This window comes from Halopiger xanaduensis SH-6 (genome assembly GCF_000217715.1).
GTDB lineage: Archaea > Halobacteriota > Halobacteria > Halobacteriales > Natrialbaceae > Halopiger > Halopiger xanaduensis.
On sequence record NC_015666.1, the window covers coordinates 2735081 to 2755071 of the forward strand.

Genomic DNA, 19991 nt, shown 5'->3' on the forward strand with positions numbered 1-19991 from the left:
CAGGGACCCGATTTTTTCGCTCGCTCGGTGAACGAACGGCTGGAGACACTATGAGTATGGATACGATTCAGGATCTGTTCGAGCACGGCCTCGAGGACATCTATCACGCCGAGCACCAGCTACTCGACGCCCTCGAAGACCTCGAGGAGAACACCGAGCGCGACGAGATCGCGAGCGCGTTCTCGGAGCACCGCGAGGAGACGCAGGGCCAGATCGACCGCCTCGAGGAGGTCTTCGAGATGTTCGGCGAACCGCCCGAGAAAGAAGAGTGTGAGGGGATCGAGGGGCTGCTCGAGGAGTACGAGGAGTTCGAATCGATGGATCCCTCGCAGGAGGTGATGGACTACCACAACATGGCGGCCGCCGAGAAGACCGAGCACTACGAGATCGCCGCCTACGGGAACCTGATCCCGCTGGCGGACCAGCTCGGAATGGACGAGGCCGCCGACCTGCTCGAGGAGAACCTCCGCGAGGAGCAGGACGCCCTCGAGGAATTGAAGGAACTGACCGAGCAGTACGAGATGGATGCGATTCCGGCGGAGTGAGCGTGCGTCTATGACTGCCGACTCCACCGGCGACGAAGCCGAGGACGAGGATGAGGACGAGCAAACGCAGTACGGCGGTACCGAGGACGAAGAACCGACGACGACGATCGACGAGGACGACGAAGACGAAGACGAAGAGTAGCTCTTCGCGATGACAGTTCGACGCTGGGAAGCCCGCCTCGAGCGGCGCTGATCGTCGGACTGCTGCATTGCAACCGCTTTTACTGTTCCGGTGCCTATCCGGTCGTGTGACAACCTCGATTCCGGACCGCGGCGACGACGCGTTTGCGATCCGCCCGGCGGAACGCGCGGACCTGCTCGCGGTCGTCCGCATCGAGAACGCGTCGTTTGCCCAGCCCTGGCCCTACGACGCCTTCGAGCGCTTCCTCGGCGAGCCCGGATTTCTCGTAGCCACCAAGGGGGACACTGAGGTCGTGGGCTACGTCATCTCGGACGTGTCCTCGACCTACGGACGGGAACTCGGCCACATCAAGGACGTCGCCGTCCACCCGGAGCACCGCGGCGACGGAGTCGGTTCCGCACTCCTCTCGCGATCGATCGCCGTCCTCGCATCCCGGGGAGCCGACTCGATCAAACTCGAGGTTCGCCGGACCAACGACGGTGCGAAGCGGCTCTACCGGGAGTTCGGCTTCGAGCCGCTGCGGCGCGTCCCCGACTATTACGAGGACGACGAGGACGCGATCATCATGATTCGGAAACTCGAGTGACGAGCGCTGCTCGACGTCGCGAGTGACGTGCTTTTACTGTCGCCGGCCGTAGTCGCGGGTATGGGATACGCCTGTCCGGTCTGCGACGCCGAGGAAGCCGACGCGAAACACCTCGCGAACCACCTCGCCATCACGGCCTCGCTCGGCCGCCAGGAGCACGAGGACTGGCTCGAGGAGCACGCGCCCGACTGGCCCGAGCGGAGCCCCGAGGAGTTAGGTGAAATCGTCAGCCGGCACGCCCCCGAGATCGAGACGCCGGAGTTCGAGGGCGGACCGCAGGGTCACGATCACGACCACGGGCACGGCCACGGCCAGCAGCCCGGCCGCCCCGCCCTCGAGAACGAACTCGCACGGCAGAGTCGCCAGCCCGGTCGCGGATCGCTGACCGCGGAAGCCGAGGGCGTCCTCGAGGAGGCGCGAGAGTTGACGCGGCAGATGCGCGAGTCCGACGGCGGGGCCGGCGAGTCCGCGTCCGAGGCCGCGGACGCTGACGGCGAGGGCGGTGACAGTGCGGCCGAGGACGCCGCGGACGAGACCGGAAACGAAAACGCGTAACTGTTCGTCGGCCGATCGTTCGGGCATGCACACTGTAGGGACGGTTGCGCCGACCTCGGCCGACGACGCGCGGCGACACTACGAGGACGTCGGTCCGGCGGCCCAGACGGTCGTCCGCGAAGTCGCCAAGGCGATGTCCTTCGACCGGGAGGAGTACGACGAGCGCGTCACGAGCGAGGTCGTCGAGACGGCCCACGACGCCCTGTTCGCGAGCCTGCTCGAGGTGCGGGTCGGCAGCCGCGAGGAGTTCGACGACTGGCGCGATTCCTACGCCGGCGACGTGACGACGGTCGGCCACGAGAACGCCGCTCGCGTCGTTTGGCACGCCGGACCGGAAGACGAGGCCGTCGCCGCTACCTTTCAGGAAAAGGAAGATGCGGCGATCGCGACGCTTCGTCGACAAGCGTTCGGACGGCTGTACCGAGAAATTGTGACGCCTGACGCCGCCACAGACGCGGACGTCGACGCTGACGCCGAGGGCGAGGGCGAGTCCGACGCCTAAGGACTCGGCGAGTCGCGGAAGCAGCACCTATTCACCGCTCGAGACCGCACGGTCGACCATGCCCGTACCCGACGACTGGACGCTGCGCGAGGAAACCACCGAGTACGAGACGCCCTGGTACGAGGGTGGCTACGACCGCTACGAGCAGCCGGACGACTCCGAAAAGCGCTACTACTGGGCCGATCTCCCGGACTCGGTCGTCATCGTGGCCCGCATCGACGGTACAGTTGCGGCGACCGTCGACGGACTCGACGACGAGTCGGACGGCGGAGCCAGCGCCGATAACGACCCCGAGGACCGGCTCCTCTTCGTCGAGCAGTTCCGGCCGACGATCCGCGAAACCCACCTCGAGCTCCCCGCCGGCATCGTCGAGGACGGCGAGTCGTTCACGGCGGCCGCCGAGCGCGAACTCGAGGAGGAGACCGGCTTCCGGCCGACGAGTACGGCGCTCTTACAGGAGTACGCCGTCGCGACCGGCGTGCTCCGGCACACCCGCGGGGTCGTCTACGCCGAGGGTCTCGAGCCCGGCGAGCGGGAACTCGACAGCAACGAGTTCCTCGAGGTGACGACCGTCCCGGTCGACGAGGCGCTCGAGCGCGCTCGCGAGCCGCCGGCCAACGACGCGACGATCGCGGCGCTGTTGCTCGCGGCCGAGGACGGGCTGCTATAGCGGTCGGCTTTCCATCCGATCGATCGACCGTCGTTTTCCACGAAGCGCGTTTCGTCCCGGTACTCACCAGCCGATATTATTCAGTCGGCCGACAGTTTTAATCCGGCACGGGGGAAAGTATCGATGGCGAGGGATGGGGGTCCGCTGTCGTTGCCTGAATCCCATTCGACGCGAGACCGTTTCCTCGCCACCGCCGACGGTTGCGTGTACCGTCGGACGATCGACGCACCACCGATTTCCCGATCACCGCGGGGCTCTCGCCGGCCTTCGGCCGGCACCGTCTGTATTCTATCGTTCGGTGAGGCGTCCGACATCGATCGCGACCCGTGGGCTTATTCGCGCTGCGTACAAAGACGCCGACGATGGACGGCGAAATCTCTCCCGACGACGTCAAGGACCTCCTCGAGGCGGACGCCGACGTTCGGATCGTCGATATCCGCGACGAGAACAGCTTCGAGCACAGCCACATTCCGGGCAGCGAGAACGTCCCGTTCCACGAACTCACCAGCCGTATCGACGAGTTCGAGGATGCGGACCGCATCGTTACGGTCTGTCCTCACGGGAAGGCCAGCGTCCAGGCGGCGCAGTTGATCGGCTCCTACGAGGGGACCGCCGACGCCACCGTCGAGAGCATGGCGGGCGGCCTCGAGAAGTACGGAATGAAGTTCGGACTCGTCCGTGAAGATGGGGACGGGGACGGAGACGATGAGGAATCTGAGCCCGCCGAATCTCCCTTCTAACGTCGAGCGAGACGACGAAAACGGTATCCTCGGGGCATAACCCTCCGCTCGCGGTGCTCGGCTCGTTCGTCTCCAGTTCTCGCGACTCGAGCGGTCGACAGCCGCTCGGCTATCGGTGACGTCGAAACGGTGAAAAAGCCGATTCGGCCGGGCGGCCGTTCGTTCGGAAGTCGTCTCAGATCATCGCGGGCTCATGCGACGTTGAAGCCGCGGTCCCGAAGGAACTCTTCGATGCGGCCCGTGTGATTGCCCTGGAGTTCGATCTGGCCGTCTTCGACGGTGCCGCCGCAGGCGAATTTGGACTTGAGATCCGACGACAGACTGTCCAGATCGACGTCCTTCGGATCGAATCCTTCGACGATCGTTACCTCTTTACCGTATCTGCGCTCGTCAATGCGGATGTTGAGTTGCTGTTGGCCCTTGGCTACGTCCTCGCAGACGCAGAGTTCCTCGGGCAGCCCGCACGTCGAGCAGACTTCCGACATTACGTTCCTTGCTACGAAATGGCCATATTAAACACTATCGGGACCCGTATGCCCTCCAGCGATCTTTTTTGAACGACCGACTATCGAAAACGCGTTCGTCAGCGATCACGGCCGATCACCGGCAGGCGTTCGCGGGCCAGGTCGTCGACGATTTCGATCGCCTCGTCGGCTTCCGCTCGGTCGACGCCACCGCCGTAAATCGCCTGTTCGTGCCACTCGAGCACCCGTTCCGTTCGCTCGTTGAGCGGGAGCGGAACCGCAGCACTCGAGCCGCCCGCCGCTTCCCCCTCAGCGGTCGCCGCCAGCGCCGTGAGGTACTGCCGAGGAGATTCGCCGCGCCGGCGCGGCCGGTACTCGCGCGCGAGCAGTCGCTCGAGCCGGCGGAAGGCGCGCTCGGCGTCGCGGTCCGGTTCGCCGCGGCGGCCGTGCCAGTAGAGGCCGAGAGTGCGGCGGGCGCGCGTCGTGGCGTCGGTCCGGTGGACGACCGCGACGACACCGACCAGAAGAACGGCTGCGAGAAGCGCCGTCTCGCGGGTGATCGTGACGAGATCGCGAACAGCGGCGCCGGGATCGAGATCGTTACCCGCCGCTTCACCCGTGTCGTTCGCCGCGGCGGTTCCGCCGTCCGACGTTGCTGTACTGTTGTCCGATCTCGTCTCGGTGCCGTTCTCGGACTGTGAGGTCGACTGCGATTCGGACTCGCTGTCGTTCGTCGGGTCCTCGGCGGGTCCGTCGTTCGGCTCGCTTTCGTCGGTCTGTTCCGGGTCGTCGGACTGCGCCGGCTCGTCGTCGGTCGACGAGCTTTCTTCGTCCGTCGACGCGTCCGTCCCGGGCGCGTCCGCGTCGTCCTCGAGTTGGGACTGGTGGACGGTTTCGCGCTCGCTCGGCGGCGTCGGGTCGAACGGTACCCAGCCCTGTCCCGGGAAGTAGACCTCGACCCACGCGTGGGCGTTGACGCCGCGGACGAGGTACTCGTCCTCGCCGACCTGCTCGCCGGTCGTGTAGCCGGTGACGTACCGCGCCGGAATCCCCTCGGTCCGCAGCATCTGGGTCATCGCCGTCGCGAAGTAGACGCAGTAGCCCTCGTCCATCTCGAGCAGGAACGACTCGGCGACGTCGCCCTCGGGCCGTTCGATGTCGAGCGAGTAGGACTTGGACGACCGAAGGTGGTTCTCGACGATGCGGGCCGTCTCGTACGGAGTAGTGGCGGATGCCGTTATCTCGGCCGTCCGCTCCTCGAACGTCGGCGACAGACTCTCCGGCGTCTGTAGGTAGTACTCTTCGACGTCGTCGGGGTAGTCGGTCCCGGCATCGTTGAGTTCGCCCGGGATCGGATCGGGGACCGCGCTCTCGACGGTGTAGCTGTCCCCCTCGAGCAGCGTCGTCTGCGGTCGCAGTTGGCCGTGGATGGAAGCCGTCGCGTACTCGGCGGCGCCGCCGTCGACCCCCACCGGCTGTGCGGCGGCGGGCATCACGCCGAGTTCCGTCTCCGCCGTGACGGTCTGGGTCACGGAATCGTGCTGGCCCGGCGGCGGGTCGAGCGCGGCGCCGCCCTCGAGGGGTTGATTCTGCCCGGTTCTGATCCACTCGTCGCCGGTGTAGCGGTCGTAGACGCCCGTTCGCCAGTAGGACGGCTGCTCCGATTCGACCCGGAAGCGGGCGTCCGGCGAGAGTTCGACCGCGCCGCCGATCTGGGATCGTTCCGCGGCCGAGTCGATCGTCCCCTCGAGGGTTCCCGCATTGCTGGTCTCGAGGCCGGCCGTCGCCGGGCTGGCCGGCCCGCCGGGGACGAACGTCACCGACAGCGAGAGGACGACGATCGCGGCGACCGTGACCGCGAGCAAGTCGATCTGTGCGACCGCACCCGCGCCGCCCCGGCGCTCGAGTTCGCCGAAGCCGACCGCCCCGAGCGCGGCGATCGTGCCCAGCAGCGTCACCAGCGTCTCGGCGTCGCCGGTCAGAACCAGAAAGAGCAGCGCGAAGCCGCCGGGGAGGACGCTCAGCCCGTACCGGCCGCGGACGGCGAGGTACCACGACAGGAAGACCGGCCCGGGCGCGAACCCGAGCGTCCAGACGCCCGCCTCGACCATCTGGAGCAACTCGAGGCCGGTCGCGAGCGTCACCACGTCCGCGATGATCGCGTCGGTCGCCGTCGTCACGACGCCGACGCCGACGCCGCTGGTCTCGAGGTAGTAGGCGAATCCGAGGCCGGCTGCGAGGAGCGCCGTCGCCGTCGCGGTTCGGGGACGGATCGTCCGCGCGAGGACGGTCGCCGCGACCAGCATCGTCCCGACGAGCAGGAGTAGCGATCGGGTGCCGCCGACGATGCGGGTCACGTCGTAGAGGACGGACAGGTACGACGCGGTCAGCAGCAACACGCAGCCGAGCGCGAGCAGGCGGAAGAGGCCGCCATCGGTGAGGTTGTCGATTCCGAACGCCCCGGCCGGATCGGCGGCCCGCGACCGCGACTGCGTCCGCGAATCCGCGCTCATGCCATCACCGTCCCGCCGGCCCGCTCGCCGGTCGCCCGTCTCGTCGCATCGACGGCCGCGACGAGTCGTTCGAACGGCACTGCGCGCTCGTCGACGACGACGCGTACCCCGTCGCGGTCCGCCCTGACGAGGACGTCCGCACCGTCTCGCGTCCGGTCCTCGAGTTCGCCGGGCTCGACCGCGGCGAGCAACTCCAGCAGATCGCGCCGGTGCTGGCGCCCGACCGCCGGCCCCACCGCTTCGGTACCGACGGTCACGCCGACCGGCCGGTCGCGCTCGAGGAAGTGGGTCGCGAGACTTGCGACGGCCGTCGCGAGCTCGTCGCTCCGGCTCGGGCCCGGACCCGGCTCGCACTCGGCGGCGATCGAGAGCGCGCGCGCCTCGTCGGCGGTGGCGTACTCCGCGACGACGAGGTCGTCGTCCGGGCGCTTGGCGGCGGCTTTCCAGTGGACGTTCCGCAGCGAATCGCCGCGCCGGTACTCGCGGAGGCGGTCGAACTCCTCCCGGTCCGGCGCCGCACCCTCGGACTCGGCTGCGAGCGTCTGGAGCAGCGCGGCCGAGCCGCGGAGGTCGCGGACCGGCGGATAGACCAGCACGGCGACCGTCTCGTCGTCCTCGAACGTGCGCTCGACGAGGCCGAAGACGTCGCTGACGGTGATCGACAGCGGTCCGACGGCGCGCTCGCCGCGATCCTCGAGCGTGACGTCGTACGCGATCTGCGCGTCGTCGGCGACCGTCGTCTCGATGACGGGATCGCCGTCGGCCTCGACCGGCTCGAGGCCGTCACCGACGGTATCGGCGACCGTCGCGGCGATCGCGCCGTCGGTTTCGATCGTCACCGCGACCGTTCGGGTCTCGCCGACGGGGCCCGCCTCGACGGCGTGTCGGCGGACGGTCGGCCGCCCGACCCGCGCGGTCGTGACGAGGCCGACGACGAACGCGACCGCCAGCGGCGTGACGACCGCGTTCAGCGACCGCGGTCCGTACTGCCAGCTCATCGCCAGCGAGGCGGCGACGACCGCGAGCACTAGCCAGCCGCGTCGTGTGAGTTGCATCGATTGAGTTTCAGTTCGGTCTCCTACGGTCGATCGCGTGCACCCGCCCGAGCGCCGTCGGCGTCGTCTCGCCGCGATTCCTCGATCGACACCCGCTCGAGCGCGTCCTCGACGACGGCGTCGCCGTCGCGATCCCGGTCGTCGGTCTGGATCCGGTGTCGCATGACGGCCCGGGCCTCCGTCTGCACGTCGTCCGGAAGCACGTACTCCCGGCCCTCGGCGACGGCGCGGGCCTGCGCCGCGCGCAGCAGGGCGATCGTCCCGCGCGGGCTGACGCCGATGCGCGCGTTCTCGCGGGTGTAGTCGGCGAGCCGCGCCGCGTACGCCCTGACCGGTTTCTCGACGCGAACGCCGGCGACCGTCTCGCGGGCGCGGACGACCGTCTCCCGGTCGGTTACCGCCTCGAGCGACTCGATGGGGTGATGTCCGACGGTACGGCCGAGCAACTCGGTCTCCTCCTCGGGCGTGGGATAACCCAGGTGGAGTTTCTTCATGAACCGGTCGAGCTCGGCCAGGGGGAGTTCGTACGTCTGGTTCGGCTCGACGGCGTTCTGCGTCGCGATCACGGTGAACGGATCCGGGAGCGGGCGGGTCCGGCCGTCGACCGTCACCTGCTCTTCTTCCATGGCTTCCAGCAGCGCGGACTGGGTCTTCGGCGGCGCGCGGTTGATCTCGTCGCCGAGTACGATGTTGCCGAAGACGGGGCCGGGCTGAAACTCGAACTCGCGGGTCTTCTGGTTGAAGACGTTGACGCCGGTCACGTCGGCCGGGAGCAGATCGGGCGTGAACTGCACCCGCTGGAACTCGCAGTCGACCGACGTCGCGATCGATCGGGCGAGCATCGTCTTGCCGACGCCGGGCACGTCGTCGAGCAGGACGTGTCCCCTGGCCAGCAGCGCGATCACGACGTGATCGATCACGTCGTCGTGGCCGACGATGACCCGCGAGACGTTCGCCGAGATGTCCTCGCAGAGCTCCGTAACGGTCGGTATCGGGAGCGGCTCTACGTTCTCGTCGCTCGGCTTCGTCGCAGGCGTCGGGTCAGTCTCAGTCATCGTGGTCGTCTCGAGCGTCGGTCGGCGAGGGCGGTCGGCGGTCGATAGCGGGGAGATAGCGGCGCATCGCTGTTGCTCCGTCATCGGGCGTTCCGGAATATATGCCTTGTGTCGACTCTCGTACCTGTTCGGTATCGACCGAAATGACGCTGTTGCCGGCGGCTTCCTGCGTCGGCGTCGTGAGCGACCGGCTCGCCGCCATCGGCCGGCGATTGCCATCCGACGCACGAGTCCGACTGCGTCCGGCCGTTAGAACGAGACAGCCGTCGCTACACGCGTAATGATCAGAAAACGATACCTCTTGGTGATCCGTCTAAAGTCGCTCGACGTTGGTCGCTCGCGGGCCCTTATCGGCCTGCTCGATGTCGAATTCGACCTCCTGCCCCTCCTCGAGGTCGGGGCCGCCGACGTCTTCCATGTGGAAGAACACGTCCTCGTCCGAATCCTCAGTTTCGATGAACCCGTAGCCGCCAGTGTCGTTGAAGAATGCGACCGTACCTTTCGCCATTGCACCTCTCTAGAACCATGACGGAGACATAAATGTTCGGGGCGCGTTGTAGTGGTCTTTGTACCGGGGTGTCAAACGGTCCTCGCCGGGGCGGCCGTCACCGCTCGAGCACCTCACCACTCCTTGCAGTCGGGACAGACGAACTCGTCGCCGTCTCGCCAGACGCGGTCGCTCTCCTCGTCGCACCGAGCGCAGACGTACTCGCCCCACGCGTACGTCGAGAGCGACGGGTTCGGGTCGGCTCGGGCTCGTTTCGTCCCGTCAGTGCCGTCGGTGCCGTCGTGTTCCACCGGAACGGTATCGCGCTCGTCGGCCGCATCCTCGTCGCTGCTCGAGCCGTTCCGCTCATCGGCGCTCGCGTCGTCCCGCTCGTCGCTCGCGTCGTCGGCGAAGTCCGAGAGGGTCGCGTCGTCGGTCACGGCGCAGGGTAGGGTCGGTATCGGCTTAGTGGCTCCGACTCTCCTCGAACGCCCGTTCGTCCTTCACGGGCCCCGTCGCCGCTATCGGACCGCCCTGCTGCCCGCGCCGCGACGCGGGACCGGCACCGCCAAGTACCATCGCTGACAACCCCCACACATGGACACCGCCACACCGCTGAACGTGATCGTCGACAACATCACGGAGATGACTCGGCTCTTCACCGACGTCGCCCTCGGCGAGGGGCTCGCGCCGCTGCTGGTGCTCGCCGGCATGGCCCTGGTCGTCTTCTCGCTCGCAGTCTTCGGCGTCCTGACCCTCGGTGCGATCGGCAGCCTCTTCTCCTCGACGTCCAGCTAATCGGATCGCCGATTGTGGCGATTCCGACGATCGGTGACTGCAACCGACAGCTATCAGTCCGTCGTCGCACGCGTCAGTGCCTCGCTCGCCCGTTCGATCGCGTCCTCGAGGTCCGGCCCCAGCGGCGAGCCGACGACGATTCCGTCGACGTACTCTACGGCCGCTTCGAACCGCTCGGCGACCGTCTCGGTGGTTCCGGCGATGCAGAACGCGTCGATCATCGCCGGCGTCACGCGGTCGAAGGCCTCGCCGAGGTCGCCCTGCTCGAGGGCCTCGCTGACCGCGCCCGCCGCGTCGCGGTCGATATCGTGGCGCTCGAGGACCGGCTCGGCCGCGCCGCCGACGATGAAGGCGACGGGCGGTCGGGCGGCTTCGCGCGCGTCGTCCTCGGCGCCGGCGACGCTGACGCTCGCGAACGCCAGCGACTCGAACGCGCCGCGGTCCTCCGGTCGCTCCGCCAGCCCCCGCTCGAGCTCCCCGGCGGCCCACTCGAGGTCCCGCGGGTGCGCGGCGTTGATCAGCACGCCGTCGGCGTGCTTGGCGCTCATTCGGAGCATGTGCGGCCCCTGCGCGCCGACGTAGACCGGAATCTCCCGTTCGTCGAGGTTGAGCGACGCGTCCCGGGCGGTAAAGGTGCCCTCGTGCGTGACGGTCTCCCCGGCCCAGAGGTCCCGCGCGACGTCGAACGTCTCGAGGACGCGCCGGAGCGGCCGGTCGCGGTCGACGCCGAGGTTCGCCAGCGCGGAGCGGTCGCCGGCGCCGACGCCGAAGACGGCGCGCCCGTCGCTGACCTCGTCGATCGTGGCCGTCTGCGCGGCGAGTTTCACGGGATGGGTCTCGTAGGGGTTGACGACGCCCGGTCCCAGCCGGATCTCGTCGGTCGCCGCGGCCATCCGCGAGAGCACGACGAACGGGTCGCGGTTGAAGTAGTGACTGCTCGAGAGCGCGAGGTCGAACCCCTCGTCCTCCGCGAGCGCCGCCAAGTCAGCGATCCGATTGGGTGGATGTTCGGGGGTGAGTTCGATGCCCCAGGTCGGGTCCGCGCCCGACTCGAGTCCGGAATCCGGTTCGCCGTCGCTCATCCGTTAACCCTCCGGGTTCGTCCCGTCGACTCGCCGCTCGAGGGACGAGCCGGTGCCGCGTGTCGACTCATGTCCGCAGGGTCGGCGACCGCGGTAAAAAGCCCACCGTCACCGGCGACGGTGGCCGTTGTCGCCGTTTCGTCTCCAGTCACTCAGCTTCACTCACAGCGAGCCCGAAAGAACAGTGCCGCCCCGCGCCGATCGAACTCGACGCTCGAGAACCCCGCCGTCCGGAGTCGGCGTCGGAGGTCCGTCGCGTCGAACGGTTCGACGTCGAGGACGCCTTTCGCGGTCGCTCGAACCGGCAACAGCTCGAGCACGTAGTCCTCAACCAACGCGGTCCCGACGAACATCCCATCGGAGCGCAGTACGCGGGCGATTTCCTCGAGTACCGCGTCCGGATCCGGAAGCAGGTGCAGCGCCCAGCAGCAGGTCGCGCGGTCGAACGCGTTCGCGTCGAACCACAGGTCGTCGGCGCTCATCCGCGCGAACGCCACGTCGACGCCGTCTCGGGCGGCGTACCGCATCGCCCGCTCGAGCATCCCCGCGGAGATGTCGATTCCGACGACGTTCGCGGCGGCGGCGACTGGGCGAGCGATTCGACCCGTACCGCAGGCGACGTCGAGGACGGTCGGCGTATCGCCGTCAGCCACATCGATATCCTCGAGCTCGAGCATCTCCACAACCGTCTTGCGGTCGTCCCGCGGCGCGGCGGGACCGCCGACGAAGCGGTACAGCGGGTCGAACCAGAACGGCGACTCGTAGATCGGCGCTAAGCGGTCGAACAGCGTTTCGTGGGACGAGTCGCCGTCGGGAACGGGAAAGCGCGGAACGCCGTCGACGACCGGAATCGTCGCGTCACCGTTCGGACAGACGAGCGCGCGGCCGTCCTCGTCCACGGACTTCCGGAAGGACAGTCGCCGTCCGCAGCGTCCGCAGGCGTACGCCGGCTCGGTCGCAGTTGCGTCCATCGCCGTGACGTACCACCGCTGTGTCCTTGATTCTCGTGCCGGCCTTCGAGTCAGCCGTCGAACTCCCACTCGCGAAGCGCCTGCCGCACGAGGTCGTCTTCGACCGACCGGAACAGTTCGTCGCTGCCCTCGAGGTCGCCGAAGTCCCAGTCGCTGACGACGACCGCGGGGGTTCCGCCCGCGCCTTCGCCGGTGACGAGGTTCGCGGCGGCGCTGAGTTCGTCGACCACGGACTGGACCGTGACCTCGAGCTCGTGGCCGTCGCGGTCCCGTTCGCCGCGCCAGTCGCGGCTCGCGGGCATCCCCGCCCAACCGATCGCGACGCCCCGCTGACCGTGGCGGAACGGGCGACCGCACGTGTCGGTGACGATCACCGCGACGTCCTCGACGCCGCGGTCCTCGAGCCCCTGACGAATGCGCTCGGCGCTCTCGCTCGGTCGCTTCGGCAGCAGCAGGAGGTCGTGACCCGGCACGTTCGACCGGTCGATCCCCGCGTTGACGCAGATGTGGCCGAAGCGCGTTTCGGTCAGCAGGAACGGACAGTCGATCAGCAACTCCGTGCTCTCCTCGAGGACGGCCTGTGCAAATCGCGGGTCCTTCTCCTCGTCGGTCAACTCGCCGATCTTGTCCGCGATCTCCTGCGCGCGGCCGCTGACGGGGTAATCCTCGAGGTCCGCCGTCCGGCCCTCGGCCTTCGAGACGATCGTGCTCGCGACGGTGAGCACGTCGCCGGGCTCGAGGTCGTCGTCGACCCGCTCCGCCACGAGCGCGGCGATGTCGTCGCCGGGGCGGATCTCGGGGAGGTCCGCCACTGGTGTGAGTTCCATACCGAAGGGTAGACCACCGCTATCAAAAACGCACCGTCACCGGAGAACCGGATCGGCGGGATCGTCGCTCGACTACTCGTTTTGCTTCTCCGCGTTACGATCCGCCTCGAGCGTCCCGTCGTCCCGCTCGTCCGGATCGCCGTGCCCGCCGCCGCCGGGCGTTCGCACAGTGACAGTTGTCCCCGCCTCGACGTCGACGGTCGTCTTCGCGGGGACCGGCTCGCCGTCGAGCAGGTTCTCGCCGGTCGCGCCGTCCTCCCCGCCGGCGACTCCCTTCGGGGCGTGGCGCCGGCGCTCGGTCAGCAGCGAGACCGTCGCCGGCTTCTCGACGGTGACCGAGCGCTCGAGGCCCAGTCCGCCGCGGTACCGGCCGCGACCGCCGCTGCCGTCCCGGAGCGCGTAGCGCTCGACCCGCAGCGGGTACTCCGTCTCGAGGGATTCGACGGGCGTGTTCAGCGTGTTGGTCATGCCGACCTGGACGCCGTCCATGCCGTCGCGGTCGGGGCGGGCACCGAATCCCCCGCCGATCGTCTCGTAGTAGGTAAAGGAACCGTCCCGCGCGCCGATAGTCAGGTTGTTCATCGTGCCTTGGCCCTGCGCGGGCACGCGGTCCGGCGCGGCCTGCGCGAGCGCGGCGAAGACCACGTCCGTCACGCGCTGGCTGGTCTCGACGTTGCCGCCGACCACGGCGGCCGGCGGCTCCGGGTTCAGGAGCGTTCCTTCGGGCGCGCGGACGCTGACGGGTTCGTAGCAGCCGTGGTTCGGCGGGATTTCGGGGTCGGTGATACAGCGCACGACGAAGTAGACCGCGCTCGTCGCGACCGAAAGCGGCGCGTTCACGTTCCCCGCGACCTGTTCAGCGGTCCCCGCGAAGTCGACGTCGATCCGGTCGCCGTCGACCGTGACGGCGACCGCGATCTCGATGTCGTCGTCGGTGACGCCGTCGCCCTCGAGGACGTCGGTCGCCTCGTAGGTCCCGTCCGGCAGCGCGGCGATCTCTTCGCTGATCCGCTCGCGGGAGTAGTCGATCACCGCGTCGAACCCCTCGAGGACGGTCTCGCGGCCGTGTTCCGCGAACAGCTCCTCGAGGCGCTCCTCGGCGCGTTCGTTGGCCGCCTGCTGAGCCCGGAGGTCGGCTCGCCGCTCGCCGGGATTGCGGACGTTCGCGAGCACGAGAGAGCGCACGTCCTCCCGGACGTCGCCGCCCTCCACGAGCTTGATCGGCGGGAGCCGAAGCCCCTCCTGGTAGATCTCCTGTGCGCCGGCCGGCATGCTGCCGGGGGTCATGCCGCCGACGTCGGCGTGGTGGGCGCGGGAAACGGCGTAGCCGACGATTTCGTCGCCGTCATCGCCATCGTCGCCCCCTCTGCCGCCGCTCTCGCCCCCGCTATGACCGGGCGCGATCGGCGAAACCATCGTCACGTCCGGCAGGTGCGTCCCGCCCGTGAACGGGTCGTTGAGCACGAACACGTCGCCGGGCTGGGGGTCCCGTTCGCGGACCGCTTCCACCGCCGCGGGCATCGCGCCGAGGTGGACCGGAATGTGCTCGGCCTGGGCGATCATTCGGCCCTCAGCGTCGAACAGTGCCGTCGAGCAGTCCCGACGCTCCTTGATGTTCGGCGAGTACGCTCCCCGAATGAGGGTCTGACCCATCTCCTCGGCGACGCTTTCCAGTTGGTTGCGCAGCACCTCGAGGGTGACCGGATCGATGCCGTTGCCGTCGCGTTCGGTGTCGTCCGTCGTGGCGTCCGTGTTCGACGTCATCGGTTTACCTCCGTGTCGTTCGTTTTGGTCAGCACCAGGGTGCCGTCCGCCAGCACGTCGCCCGACCAGGCGGGCGGGACGACGGTCGTGCTCTCGGCCTGCTCGAGGATCGCCGGCCCGTCGACGGTCGCGCCCGGCGCGAGCCGGTCCCGCTCGTAGACGGTCGTCTCGTAGGCGCCAGCCTCGTTCCCGGGGAAGTGCGCCTCTCGAGTGCCGACGACGGCGTCGCCGGCGCCCTCGTGGCGGATCGTCGGCTCGTCGCCCGGAATCGTCGCCGTCGCGCGGAGGTTGACGACCTCGATCGATTCGTCCATCGCGTAGCCGTAGGCCCGTTCGTGGGCCTCGTGGAAGCGCTCGGCGACCGCGCTGGCGTCGAACGCGTCGTCGACGGCAACGGTCAGCTCGAAGCTCTGGCCCGCGTACCGGCAGTCCGCGGCCCGCTCGACCCGCGCCGCGTCCGGGTCGGACGCGTCGGCGAGCACGTCGGCAACCAGGTCGTCGTAGACAGTCTCGAGGTCGTCGGGATCGGCGTCCGAAAGTTCGATCCCGACGGTCCGGACGACGTCGTAGCTCTCGTCGGCCGCGAGCAGCCCGAACGCCGAGAGGACGCCGCCCGGCCGCGGGACGACGACCCGGTCGACGGACAGCGACTCGGCCAGCGCCGCGGCGTGCATCGGCCCCGCGCCGCCGAAGGCCACGAGCGCGAACTCGCGGGGGTCGTGGCCCCGCTCGACGGTCACCGACCGAATCGTCCGCGTCATCGTCGCGTTGGCCACGCGGTAGACGCCGCGGGCCGCCTCGAGCGGCCCGTCCAGTCCGGCCTCGTCGGCCAGTCGCTCGAGGGCCTCGCGGGCGGCCTCGACGTCGAGGGTCATCTCGCCGCCCAGCGCGGTCTCGGGGCCGATGTATCCGAGGACAACGTTGGCGTCGGTGACCGTCGGCTCCGTCCCGCCCTTCCCGTAACAGACGGGGCCGGGCTCGGCGCCCGAGGACTCCGGCCCGACGCGGAGGGCACCGCCGGCGTCGACCCAGGCGATGGAGCCGCCGCCCGCGCCGACGGTGTTCACGTTGACCATCGGCGTCCGGATCGGCAGCCCGTCGATCTCCGCGTCGGTCGTCCGCTCCGCACGGCCGTCGCGGACGAGGCTCACGTCGCTCGAGGTGCCGCCCATGTCGAAGGTGACGAGTCCTGCGACGTCCTCGTCGTCGACCGTCGCGGCAGCGCCGACGACGCCCGCGGCTGGACCCGACAGCGTCGTCGTCACCGCGCGCTCGCGGACCGTCTCGGGGTCGGCTATCCCGCCGTTGGCCTGCATGATCCGCGGGGTCGGGATCCCTTCGTCCGACGCCCGATCGACCAAGCGGCCGACGTAGCGGTCGATCGCGGGCCGGACGTAGGCGTCGACCGCGGTCGTCGAGGTGCGCTCGAACTCGCGGAACTCGGCGAGCACCTCGTGGGAGGCCGACACCGGCGCGTCGAGTTCCTCGCGCAGCGTCTCGGCGACGACGCGCTCGTTTTCGGGGTCGGCGTAGGCGTGGAGCAGACAGACCGCGACCGCCTCGACGTCGCGCTCGCGCAGCGTCGCCGCGAGGTCGCGGATCTCGCTCTCGTCGACCGGTCGCTCGACGCCCGCGGCGGTCGTCCGCTCGTCGACCTCGAACCGCAGGTCGCGGGCCACGAGCGGGTCGGGCTTCTCCGCCTCGAGATCGTAGAGGTCGGGCCGGTCCTGGCGCCCGATCTCGAGGACGTCGCGGAAGCCCTCGGTGGTGACGAGCGCCGTCCGCGCGCCGTCGCGCTCGAGCAGGGCGTTGACCGAGACGGTCATCGCGTGGGCGAAGCCGTCGATCTCGGCGGGGTCGATCCCCGCGTCGTCGCAGCCCTTCTCGATCCCCTCGAGGACGCCGACGTGCTGGGGGTCGGTGGTCGGCACCTTCGCGGTGATCAGGCGGTCGTCGACCGAGAGGGCGACGTCGGTGAAGGTGCCGCCGACGTCGACGCCAACCTGCGCGTCGGTGACGGATCGGGGCTCGTCGTTGCCAGTCATTGCTGCACGTCGTTTCTCGCGCCGAACTGTAAAGCGTTCGTCAATCGGGGGCACACGTCTCCTCGAAACGCTCAGCGCGTCCGCTTCTCGACCGTGAGGTCGTCGCCGTCGACGGTCGCGACCAGCATCGTCTCGTAGGTCGCCGGCCGGGCCGCGGTCGCGCTGCCGGGGTTGAGCACGCGGGTCCCGTCGACGACCGTATCGATCGCCTCGTGGGTGTGGCCCGCGACGGCAACTGCGTTGGCATCGGCCCCGACGACGTCGTGTGCCGTCTCGAGCACCGCCGGTGCCAGTCGCTCGGCGACCCGGTACCGTGCGTGACGACGAAGGTGACGTCGTCGACGACGAGCGTGTCGGTCGCCGGCAACTCGAGTGCTCCGGGATCCGTGTTCCCGCGGGCGCAGGTCAGGTTGCCGTCGGCTAACTCCCGGATGCGCTCGTAGGCCGCCTGCGAGTCGAAATCGCTCGCGTGGATCGCATGGTCGGCCGCCCGGAGTTCGTCGGCGACCCACTCGGGAATCTCGGTCGCTCGAGACGGAACGTGCGTGTCGCTCACGATCGCGACGCAAGTCGTGTGCGGGCGTACGACGTCGAATCCCGAAAGCGATTCCCTCCGGGCGCGCGTGGCCTCGCGTATGAGCGACTCATCGGAGCCGTCAGCGGCGAGTGGGGACGATGACGATACAGATGAGAGCCACGTCGTCACCGCGTTCCTCCGCCACCGCGGCAATGTACTGTTGTTGCGCCGGAGCGACGCCGTCGGTACCTACCAGGGTCAGTGGGGCGGCGTTTCCGGCTTCGCCGAAGACGATCCCGACGCACAGGTTCGAGCCGAGATTCGAGAGGAAACCGGCCTCGAGGACGACGACGTCTCGTTCGTCCGCTCCGGGCGGCCGGTACGATTCCGAGACGACCTCGCGGACGGCGGCGAGCGCGAGTGGGTCGTCCACCCGTACCTGTTCGACGTGACCGCCGACGCCGACGAACCGGCAATCGAACTCAGCGAGGAACACGACGCGTCCGCGTGGGCCCCGCCGACGGAAATCGTCGCGCCCGGGTTCGCGGCGGCAACGGCCGACGACGATCGCGACGACCGTGAACTCGAGACGGTCCCCGAACTCTGGACCGCCTACGAGCGCGTCGCGCCGACGGTCCGGTCGATCGCCGCCGACGACGAGCACGGCGCGGCCTCCCTGTCGATCCGGGCGCTCGAGGTGCTGCGGGACCGGGCCGGACTGCTCGTCTCGGAACGGGCCGACTTTGGCGCCGATCCCGAGGGCGAACGGGACGAACTCGAGGAACTCGCCGAGCGTCTGCTAGAGGCCCGACCGTCGATGGCCGTGCTCCGAAATCGGGTGAACCGCGTGATGGCCGAGGCTGCGGGCGCAGACGCTGACTCCGACGACGGCGACGCTCCTGTCGTCCTCGAGGCCGCCCTCGACGGAATCGACCGCGCGCTCGCGGCCGACGACGAGGCCGCAGCGACGGCAGCAGAGTCGATCGACGGCGCCGTGCTGACGCTCTCGCGGTCCGGCACGGTCCACGAGGCGCTCCGCAACGGCGAGCCGTTGCGGGTGTTCGTCGCGGAATCGCGCCCCGCACGAGAGGGGGTTGCGGTTGCCGAGGAACTGGCCGCTGACGGTGCGCTCGAGTGTCCGGTCGCGGTCCACACCGACGCGGCCGCGGCGCACGTCCTCTCGCACGAGGACGTCGACCGCGTGGTGATCGGCGCGGATACGATTCTGCCAGACGGCGCCCTCGTGAACAAGACCGGCACGCGAGCGGTCGCGATCGCCGCCGCCCGCGAGGACGTTCCCGCGACCGTCGTCGCCGCGACGGACAAGGTCTCGACCCGCGAGGAGGTGAACCTCGAGTCCGGCGACCGCGCGGCGGTCTACGACGGCGAGGCCGCGGTCGACGTGCTGAATCCGACCTTCGACGTGACGCCGGCCGACTGCGTGACTGAGATCGCGACCGAGCGCGGCTCGCTCGCACCCGACGAGATCGGGACGGTCGTCGAGGAGCTGCGGGGGCTCGAGTCGTGGCGCGACCGGTGACGGGACGGACCGGGAAGCGACAGACCGAAACCCCCTCGAGCCGAAATTCGGGTGGCGGCCGTGACGAAGAGTTACCCCCTCCGAGCCCCTTGTGACGAGGGATTTTCCCCGAGCCGCCGTTCGAATCCGCTCAGCGGCCGCGCTGCGTTCGTGCGTTCGTGCAAACTTTGAACCTCGAGTCGCGCGTACCGCCGCGCATGCAGTTCGAACTCGAGCGGATCGGCGTCCACGAGTCGGTCGAAACGGTCTTTCCGCCGTCGGAACTCGCCGCGTATCTCGATGATCTACCCGCCGAAGTAACAGTTGTTGGCGACGATGCGGCCGAGATCACCGCCTGCGACGCCGTCGTCACCTTCGAGCACCGCGACGCCTACCTCGAGGTCGACTGGGTCCACTCGATCCAGGCCGGCGTCGACCGGTTCCCGTTCGACGAATTCGAGGCCAGCGGGGTCGTGCTCACCAACAGCACTGGGATCCACGACCGCTGGGTCGGCGAGACGGTCGCGGGCTACCTGCTCTCGTTCGCCCGCCGGATCCACACCGCCGTCGCGAACCAGCAGGACCGACGCTGGGACCAGCCCGACTGGAACGACGGGTTCACGCTGCCCGGCACGACCGCGTGCGTGCTCGGCACCGGCACCCTCGGCAGCGGCGTCGCCGAGGTGCTGGGCGCGCTCGGCGTCCGCGTCACCGGCGTCCGCCGCTCCGCGGAGCCCGTCCCCGGCTTCGATGAAGTCTACGCGACCGAAGACCTGCTCGAGGGCGTCAGCGACGCCGATTTCGTGATCGTCACGCTGCCGCTGACGGAGCAGACGCGCCACCTCGTCGACGCCGAGGTCTTCGAGGCCATGCGCGAGGACGCCTACTTCGTCAACGTCGGTCGCGGCCCGGTCGTCGACGAGTCGGCGCTGATCGACGCCCTCGAGTCCGATAGTATCGCCGGCGCGGCACTGGACGTCTTCGAGACTGAACCCTTGCCGGAGGAGTCGCCGCTGTGGGACATGGACGAAGTGATCGTCACGCCCCACTGCGCCGCGTTCACGGAGGACTACTTCCGGGCGGTCGGCGACATCGTCCGGGAGAACGTCGAGCGCCTCGAGTCCGGCGAGCCGTTCCACAATCGGGTGGTGTGA

The 19991-nt window shown here is 69.1% G+C and carries 21 protein-coding genes and 1 pseudogene; 10 read left to right on the forward strand and 12 right to left on the reverse strand.

What is annotated here, in order from left to right; genetic code table 11:
• The first annotated feature begins 50 nt into the window (after positions 1-50).
• From HALXA_RS13295 to HALXA_RS13320, 7 genes are all read left to right on the forward strand, one after another.
• Complete coding sequence (locus HALXA_RS13295; protein ID WP_013880895.1) at positions 51-545, forward strand: ferritin-like domain-containing protein; 495 nt, start codon at positions 51-53, stop codon at positions 543-545.
• Positions 546-555: 10 nt separating this feature from the next.
• Complete coding sequence (locus tag HALXA_RS22690) at positions 556-687, forward strand: hypothetical protein (protein ID WP_013880896.1); 132 nt, start codon at positions 556-558, stop codon at positions 685-687.
• A 106-nt stretch (positions 688-793) separates the two neighbouring features.
• Complete coding sequence (gene rimI, locus HALXA_RS13300) at positions 794-1273, forward strand: ribosomal protein S18-alanine N-acetyltransferase (protein ID WP_013880897.1); 480 nt, start codon at positions 794-796, stop codon at positions 1271-1273.
• 60 nt (positions 1274-1333) lie between these two features.
• On the forward strand, positions 1334-1828 hold the full coding sequence (locus HALXA_RS13305) for a DUF5810 domain-containing protein (RefSeq protein ID WP_013880898.1): 495 nt from the start codon (positions 1334-1336) through the stop codon (positions 1826-1828).
• 25 nt (positions 1829-1853) lie between these two features.
• On the forward strand, positions 1854-2330 hold the full coding sequence (locus HALXA_RS13310) for a DUF5809 family protein (RefSeq protein ID WP_013880899.1): 477 nt from the start codon (positions 1854-1856) through the stop codon (positions 2328-2330).
• Between the two features lie 58 nt (positions 2331-2388).
• The gene (locus HALXA_RS13315; protein WP_013880900.1) at positions 2389-3000 is read left to right on the forward strand and encodes an NUDIX hydrolase; all 612 of its coding nucleotides are present in this window, start codon (positions 2389-2391) and stop codon (positions 2998-3000) included.
• Positions 3001-3362: 362 nt separating this feature from the next.
• On the forward strand, positions 3363-3740 hold the full coding sequence (locus tag HALXA_RS13320) for a rhodanese-like domain-containing protein (RefSeq protein ID WP_013880901.1): 378 nt from the start codon (positions 3363-3365) through the stop codon (positions 3738-3740).
• Between the two features lie 191 nt (positions 3741-3931).
• Here the strand turns inward: HALXA_RS13320 and yciH are convergent, their stop codons facing one another.
• From yciH to HALXA_RS13355, 6 genes are all read right to left on the reverse strand, one after another.
• On the reverse strand, positions 3932-4225 hold the full coding sequence (gene yciH, locus HALXA_RS13325) for a stress response translation initiation inhibitor YciH (RefSeq protein ID WP_004217450.1): 294 nt from the start codon (positions 4223-4225) through the stop codon (positions 3932-3934).
• Positions 4226-4323: 98 nt separating this feature from the next.
• Positions 4324-6717 (reverse strand): DUF3488 and transglutaminase-like domain-containing protein, encoded by a 2394-nt coding sequence (locus HALXA_RS13330; protein ID WP_013880902.1) that lies wholly within the window; start codon positions 6715-6717, stop codon positions 4324-4326.
• Entirely contained in the window at positions 6714-7772 is a 1059-nt protein-coding gene (locus HALXA_RS13335) for a DUF58 domain-containing protein (RefSeq protein ID WP_013880903.1), read from the reverse strand. Before HALXA_RS13335 ends, HALXA_RS13330 begins: the two co-directional genes overlap by 4 nt.
• A 23-nt stretch (positions 7773-7795) precedes the next feature.
• Positions 7796-8827, reverse strand: coding sequence for an AAA family ATPase (locus HALXA_RS13340; protein ID WP_013880904.1), 1032 nt, complete (start codon positions 8825-8827; stop codon positions 7796-7798).
• A 313-nt stretch (positions 8828-9140) separates the two neighbouring features.
• The gene (locus tag HALXA_RS13350) at positions 9141-9335 is read right to left on the reverse strand and encodes a cold-shock protein (protein WP_013880905.1); all 195 of its coding nucleotides are present in this window, start codon (positions 9333-9335) and stop codon (positions 9141-9143) included.
• Positions 9336-9448: 113 nt separating this feature from the next.
• A complete protein-coding gene (locus HALXA_RS13355) occupies positions 9449-9754 on the reverse strand; it encodes a DUF7573 domain-containing protein (protein ID WP_013880906.1) in 306 nt (101 codons plus the stop codon).
• 157 nt (positions 9755-9911) lie between these two features.
• On the opposite strand from HALXA_RS13355, the gene HALXA_RS13360 reads away from it, so the two are divergent.
• Complete coding sequence (locus HALXA_RS13360) at positions 9912-10112, forward strand: hypothetical protein (RefSeq protein WP_013880907.1); 201 nt, start codon at positions 9912-9914, stop codon at positions 10110-10112.
• Between the two features lie 53 nt (positions 10113-10165).
• Here HALXA_RS13360 and HALXA_RS13365 read toward each other — a convergent pair whose 3' ends face one another.
• The 6 genes and pseudogenes from HALXA_RS13365 to HALXA_RS13390 form a co-directional block, all read right to left on the reverse strand.
• Positions 10166-11194 (reverse strand): 5,10-methylenetetrahydromethanopterin reductase, encoded by a 1029-nt coding sequence (locus HALXA_RS13365; RefSeq protein ID WP_013880908.1) that lies wholly within the window; start codon positions 11192-11194, stop codon positions 10166-10168.
• Between the two features lie 158 nt (positions 11195-11352).
• Positions 11353-12165 (reverse strand): class I SAM-dependent methyltransferase, encoded by an 813-nt coding sequence (locus tag HALXA_RS13370; RefSeq protein WP_013880909.1) that lies wholly within the window; start codon positions 12163-12165, stop codon positions 11353-11355.
• A gap of 50 nt (positions 12166-12215) precedes the next feature.
• A complete protein-coding gene (locus HALXA_RS13375) occupies positions 12216-12992 on the reverse strand; it encodes a coenzyme F420-0:L-glutamate ligase (RefSeq protein WP_013880910.1) in 777 nt (258 codons plus the stop codon).
• A gap of 72 nt (positions 12993-13064) precedes the next feature.
• Complete coding sequence (locus HALXA_RS13380) at positions 13065-14756, reverse strand: hydantoinase B/oxoprolinase family protein (protein ID WP_013880911.1); 1692 nt, start codon at positions 14754-14756, stop codon at positions 13065-13067.
• On the reverse strand, positions 14753-16801 hold the full coding sequence (locus HALXA_RS13385) for a hydantoinase/oxoprolinase family protein (RefSeq protein WP_013880912.1): 2049 nt from the start codon (positions 16799-16801) through the stop codon (positions 14753-14755). The genes HALXA_RS13380 and HALXA_RS13385 overlap by 4 nt, the downstream gene beginning before the upstream one ends.
• 71 nt (positions 16802-16872) lie before the next feature.
• Positions 16873-17360, reverse strand: a pseudogene (locus tag HALXA_RS13390) (metallophosphoesterase family protein).
• 76 nt (positions 17361-17436) lie between these two features.
• On the opposite strand from HALXA_RS13390, the gene HALXA_RS13395 reads away from it, so the two are divergent.
• Both HALXA_RS13395 and ddh read left to right on the forward strand, forming a co-directional pair.
• The gene (locus HALXA_RS13395) at positions 17437-18858 is read left to right on the forward strand and encodes an NUDIX domain-containing protein (protein ID WP_013880913.1); all 1422 of its coding nucleotides are present in this window, start codon (positions 17437-17439) and stop codon (positions 18856-18858) included.
• A gap of 197 nt (positions 18859-19055) precedes the next feature.
• Positions 19056-19991, forward strand: coding sequence for a D-2-hydroxyacid dehydrogenase (ddh, locus tag HALXA_RS13400; RefSeq protein ID WP_013880914.1), 936 nt, complete (start codon positions 19056-19058; stop codon positions 19989-19991).

Coding starts and splice junctions, on each gene's coding strand:
- HALXA_RS13295 (WP_013880895.1), top strand. CDS start 51: ATGAGTATGGATACGATTCAGGATCTGTTCGAGCACGGCCTCGAGGAC.
- HALXA_RS22690 (WP_013880896.1), top strand. CDS start 556: ATGACTGCCGACTCCACCGGCGACGAAGCCGAGGACGAGGATGAGGAC.
- HALXA_RS13305 (WP_013880898.1), top strand. CDS start 1,334: ATGGGATACGCCTGTCCGGTCTGCGACGCCGAGGAAGCCGACGCGAAA.
- HALXA_RS13310 (WP_013880899.1), top strand. CDS start 1,854: ATGCACACTGTAGGGACGGTTGCGCCGACCTCGGCCGACGACGCGCGG.
- HALXA_RS13315 (WP_013880900.1), top strand. CDS start 2,389: ATGCCCGTACCCGACGACTGGACGCTGCGCGAGGAAACCACCGAGTAC.
- HALXA_RS13320 (WP_013880901.1), top strand. CDS start 3,363: ATGGACGGCGAAATCTCTCCCGACGACGTCAAGGACCTCCTCGAGGCG.
- yciH (WP_004217450.1), bottom strand. CDS start 4,225: ATGTCGGAAGTCTGCTCGACGTGCGGGCTGCCCGAGGAACTCTGCGTC.
- HALXA_RS13330 (WP_013880902.1), bottom strand. CDS start 6,717: ATGAGCGCGGATTCGCGGACGCAGTCGCGGTCGCGGGCCGCCGATCCG.
- HALXA_RS13335 (WP_013880903.1), bottom strand. CDS start 7,772: ATGCAACTCACACGACGCGGCTGGCTAGTGCTCGCGGTCGTCGCCGCC.
- HALXA_RS13340 (WP_013880904.1), bottom strand. CDS start 8,827: ATGACTGAGACTGACCCGACGCCTGCGACGAAGCCGAGCGACGAGAAC.
- HALXA_RS13350 (WP_013880905.1), bottom strand. CDS start 9,335: ATGGCGAAAGGTACGGTCGCATTCTTCAACGACACTGGCGGCTACGGG.
- HALXA_RS13360 (WP_013880907.1), top strand. CDS start 9,912: ATGGACACCGCCACACCGCTGAACGTGATCGTCGACAACATCACGGAG.
- HALXA_RS13365 (WP_013880908.1), bottom strand. CDS start 11,194: ATGAGCGACGGCGAACCGGATTCCGGACTCGAGTCGGGCGCGGACCCG.
- HALXA_RS13370 (WP_013880909.1), bottom strand. CDS start 12,165: ATGGACGCAACTGCGACCGAGCCGGCGTACGCCTGCGGACGCTGCGGA.
- HALXA_RS13375 (WP_013880910.1), bottom strand. CDS start 12,992: ATGGAACTCACACCAGTGGCGGACCTCCCCGAGATCCGCCCCGGCGAC.
- HALXA_RS13380 (WP_013880911.1), bottom strand. CDS start 14,756: ATGACGTCGAACACGGACGCCACGACGGACGACACCGAACGCGACGGC.
- HALXA_RS13385 (WP_013880912.1), bottom strand. CDS start 16,801: ATGACTGGCAACGACGAGCCCCGATCCGTCACCGACGCGCAGGTTGGC.
- HALXA_RS13395 (WP_013880913.1), top strand. CDS start 17,437: ATGAGCGACTCATCGGAGCCGTCAGCGGCGAGTGGGGACGATGACGAT.
- ddh (WP_013880914.1), top strand. CDS start 19,056: ATGCAGTTCGAACTCGAGCGGATCGGCGTCCACGAGTCGGTCGAAACG.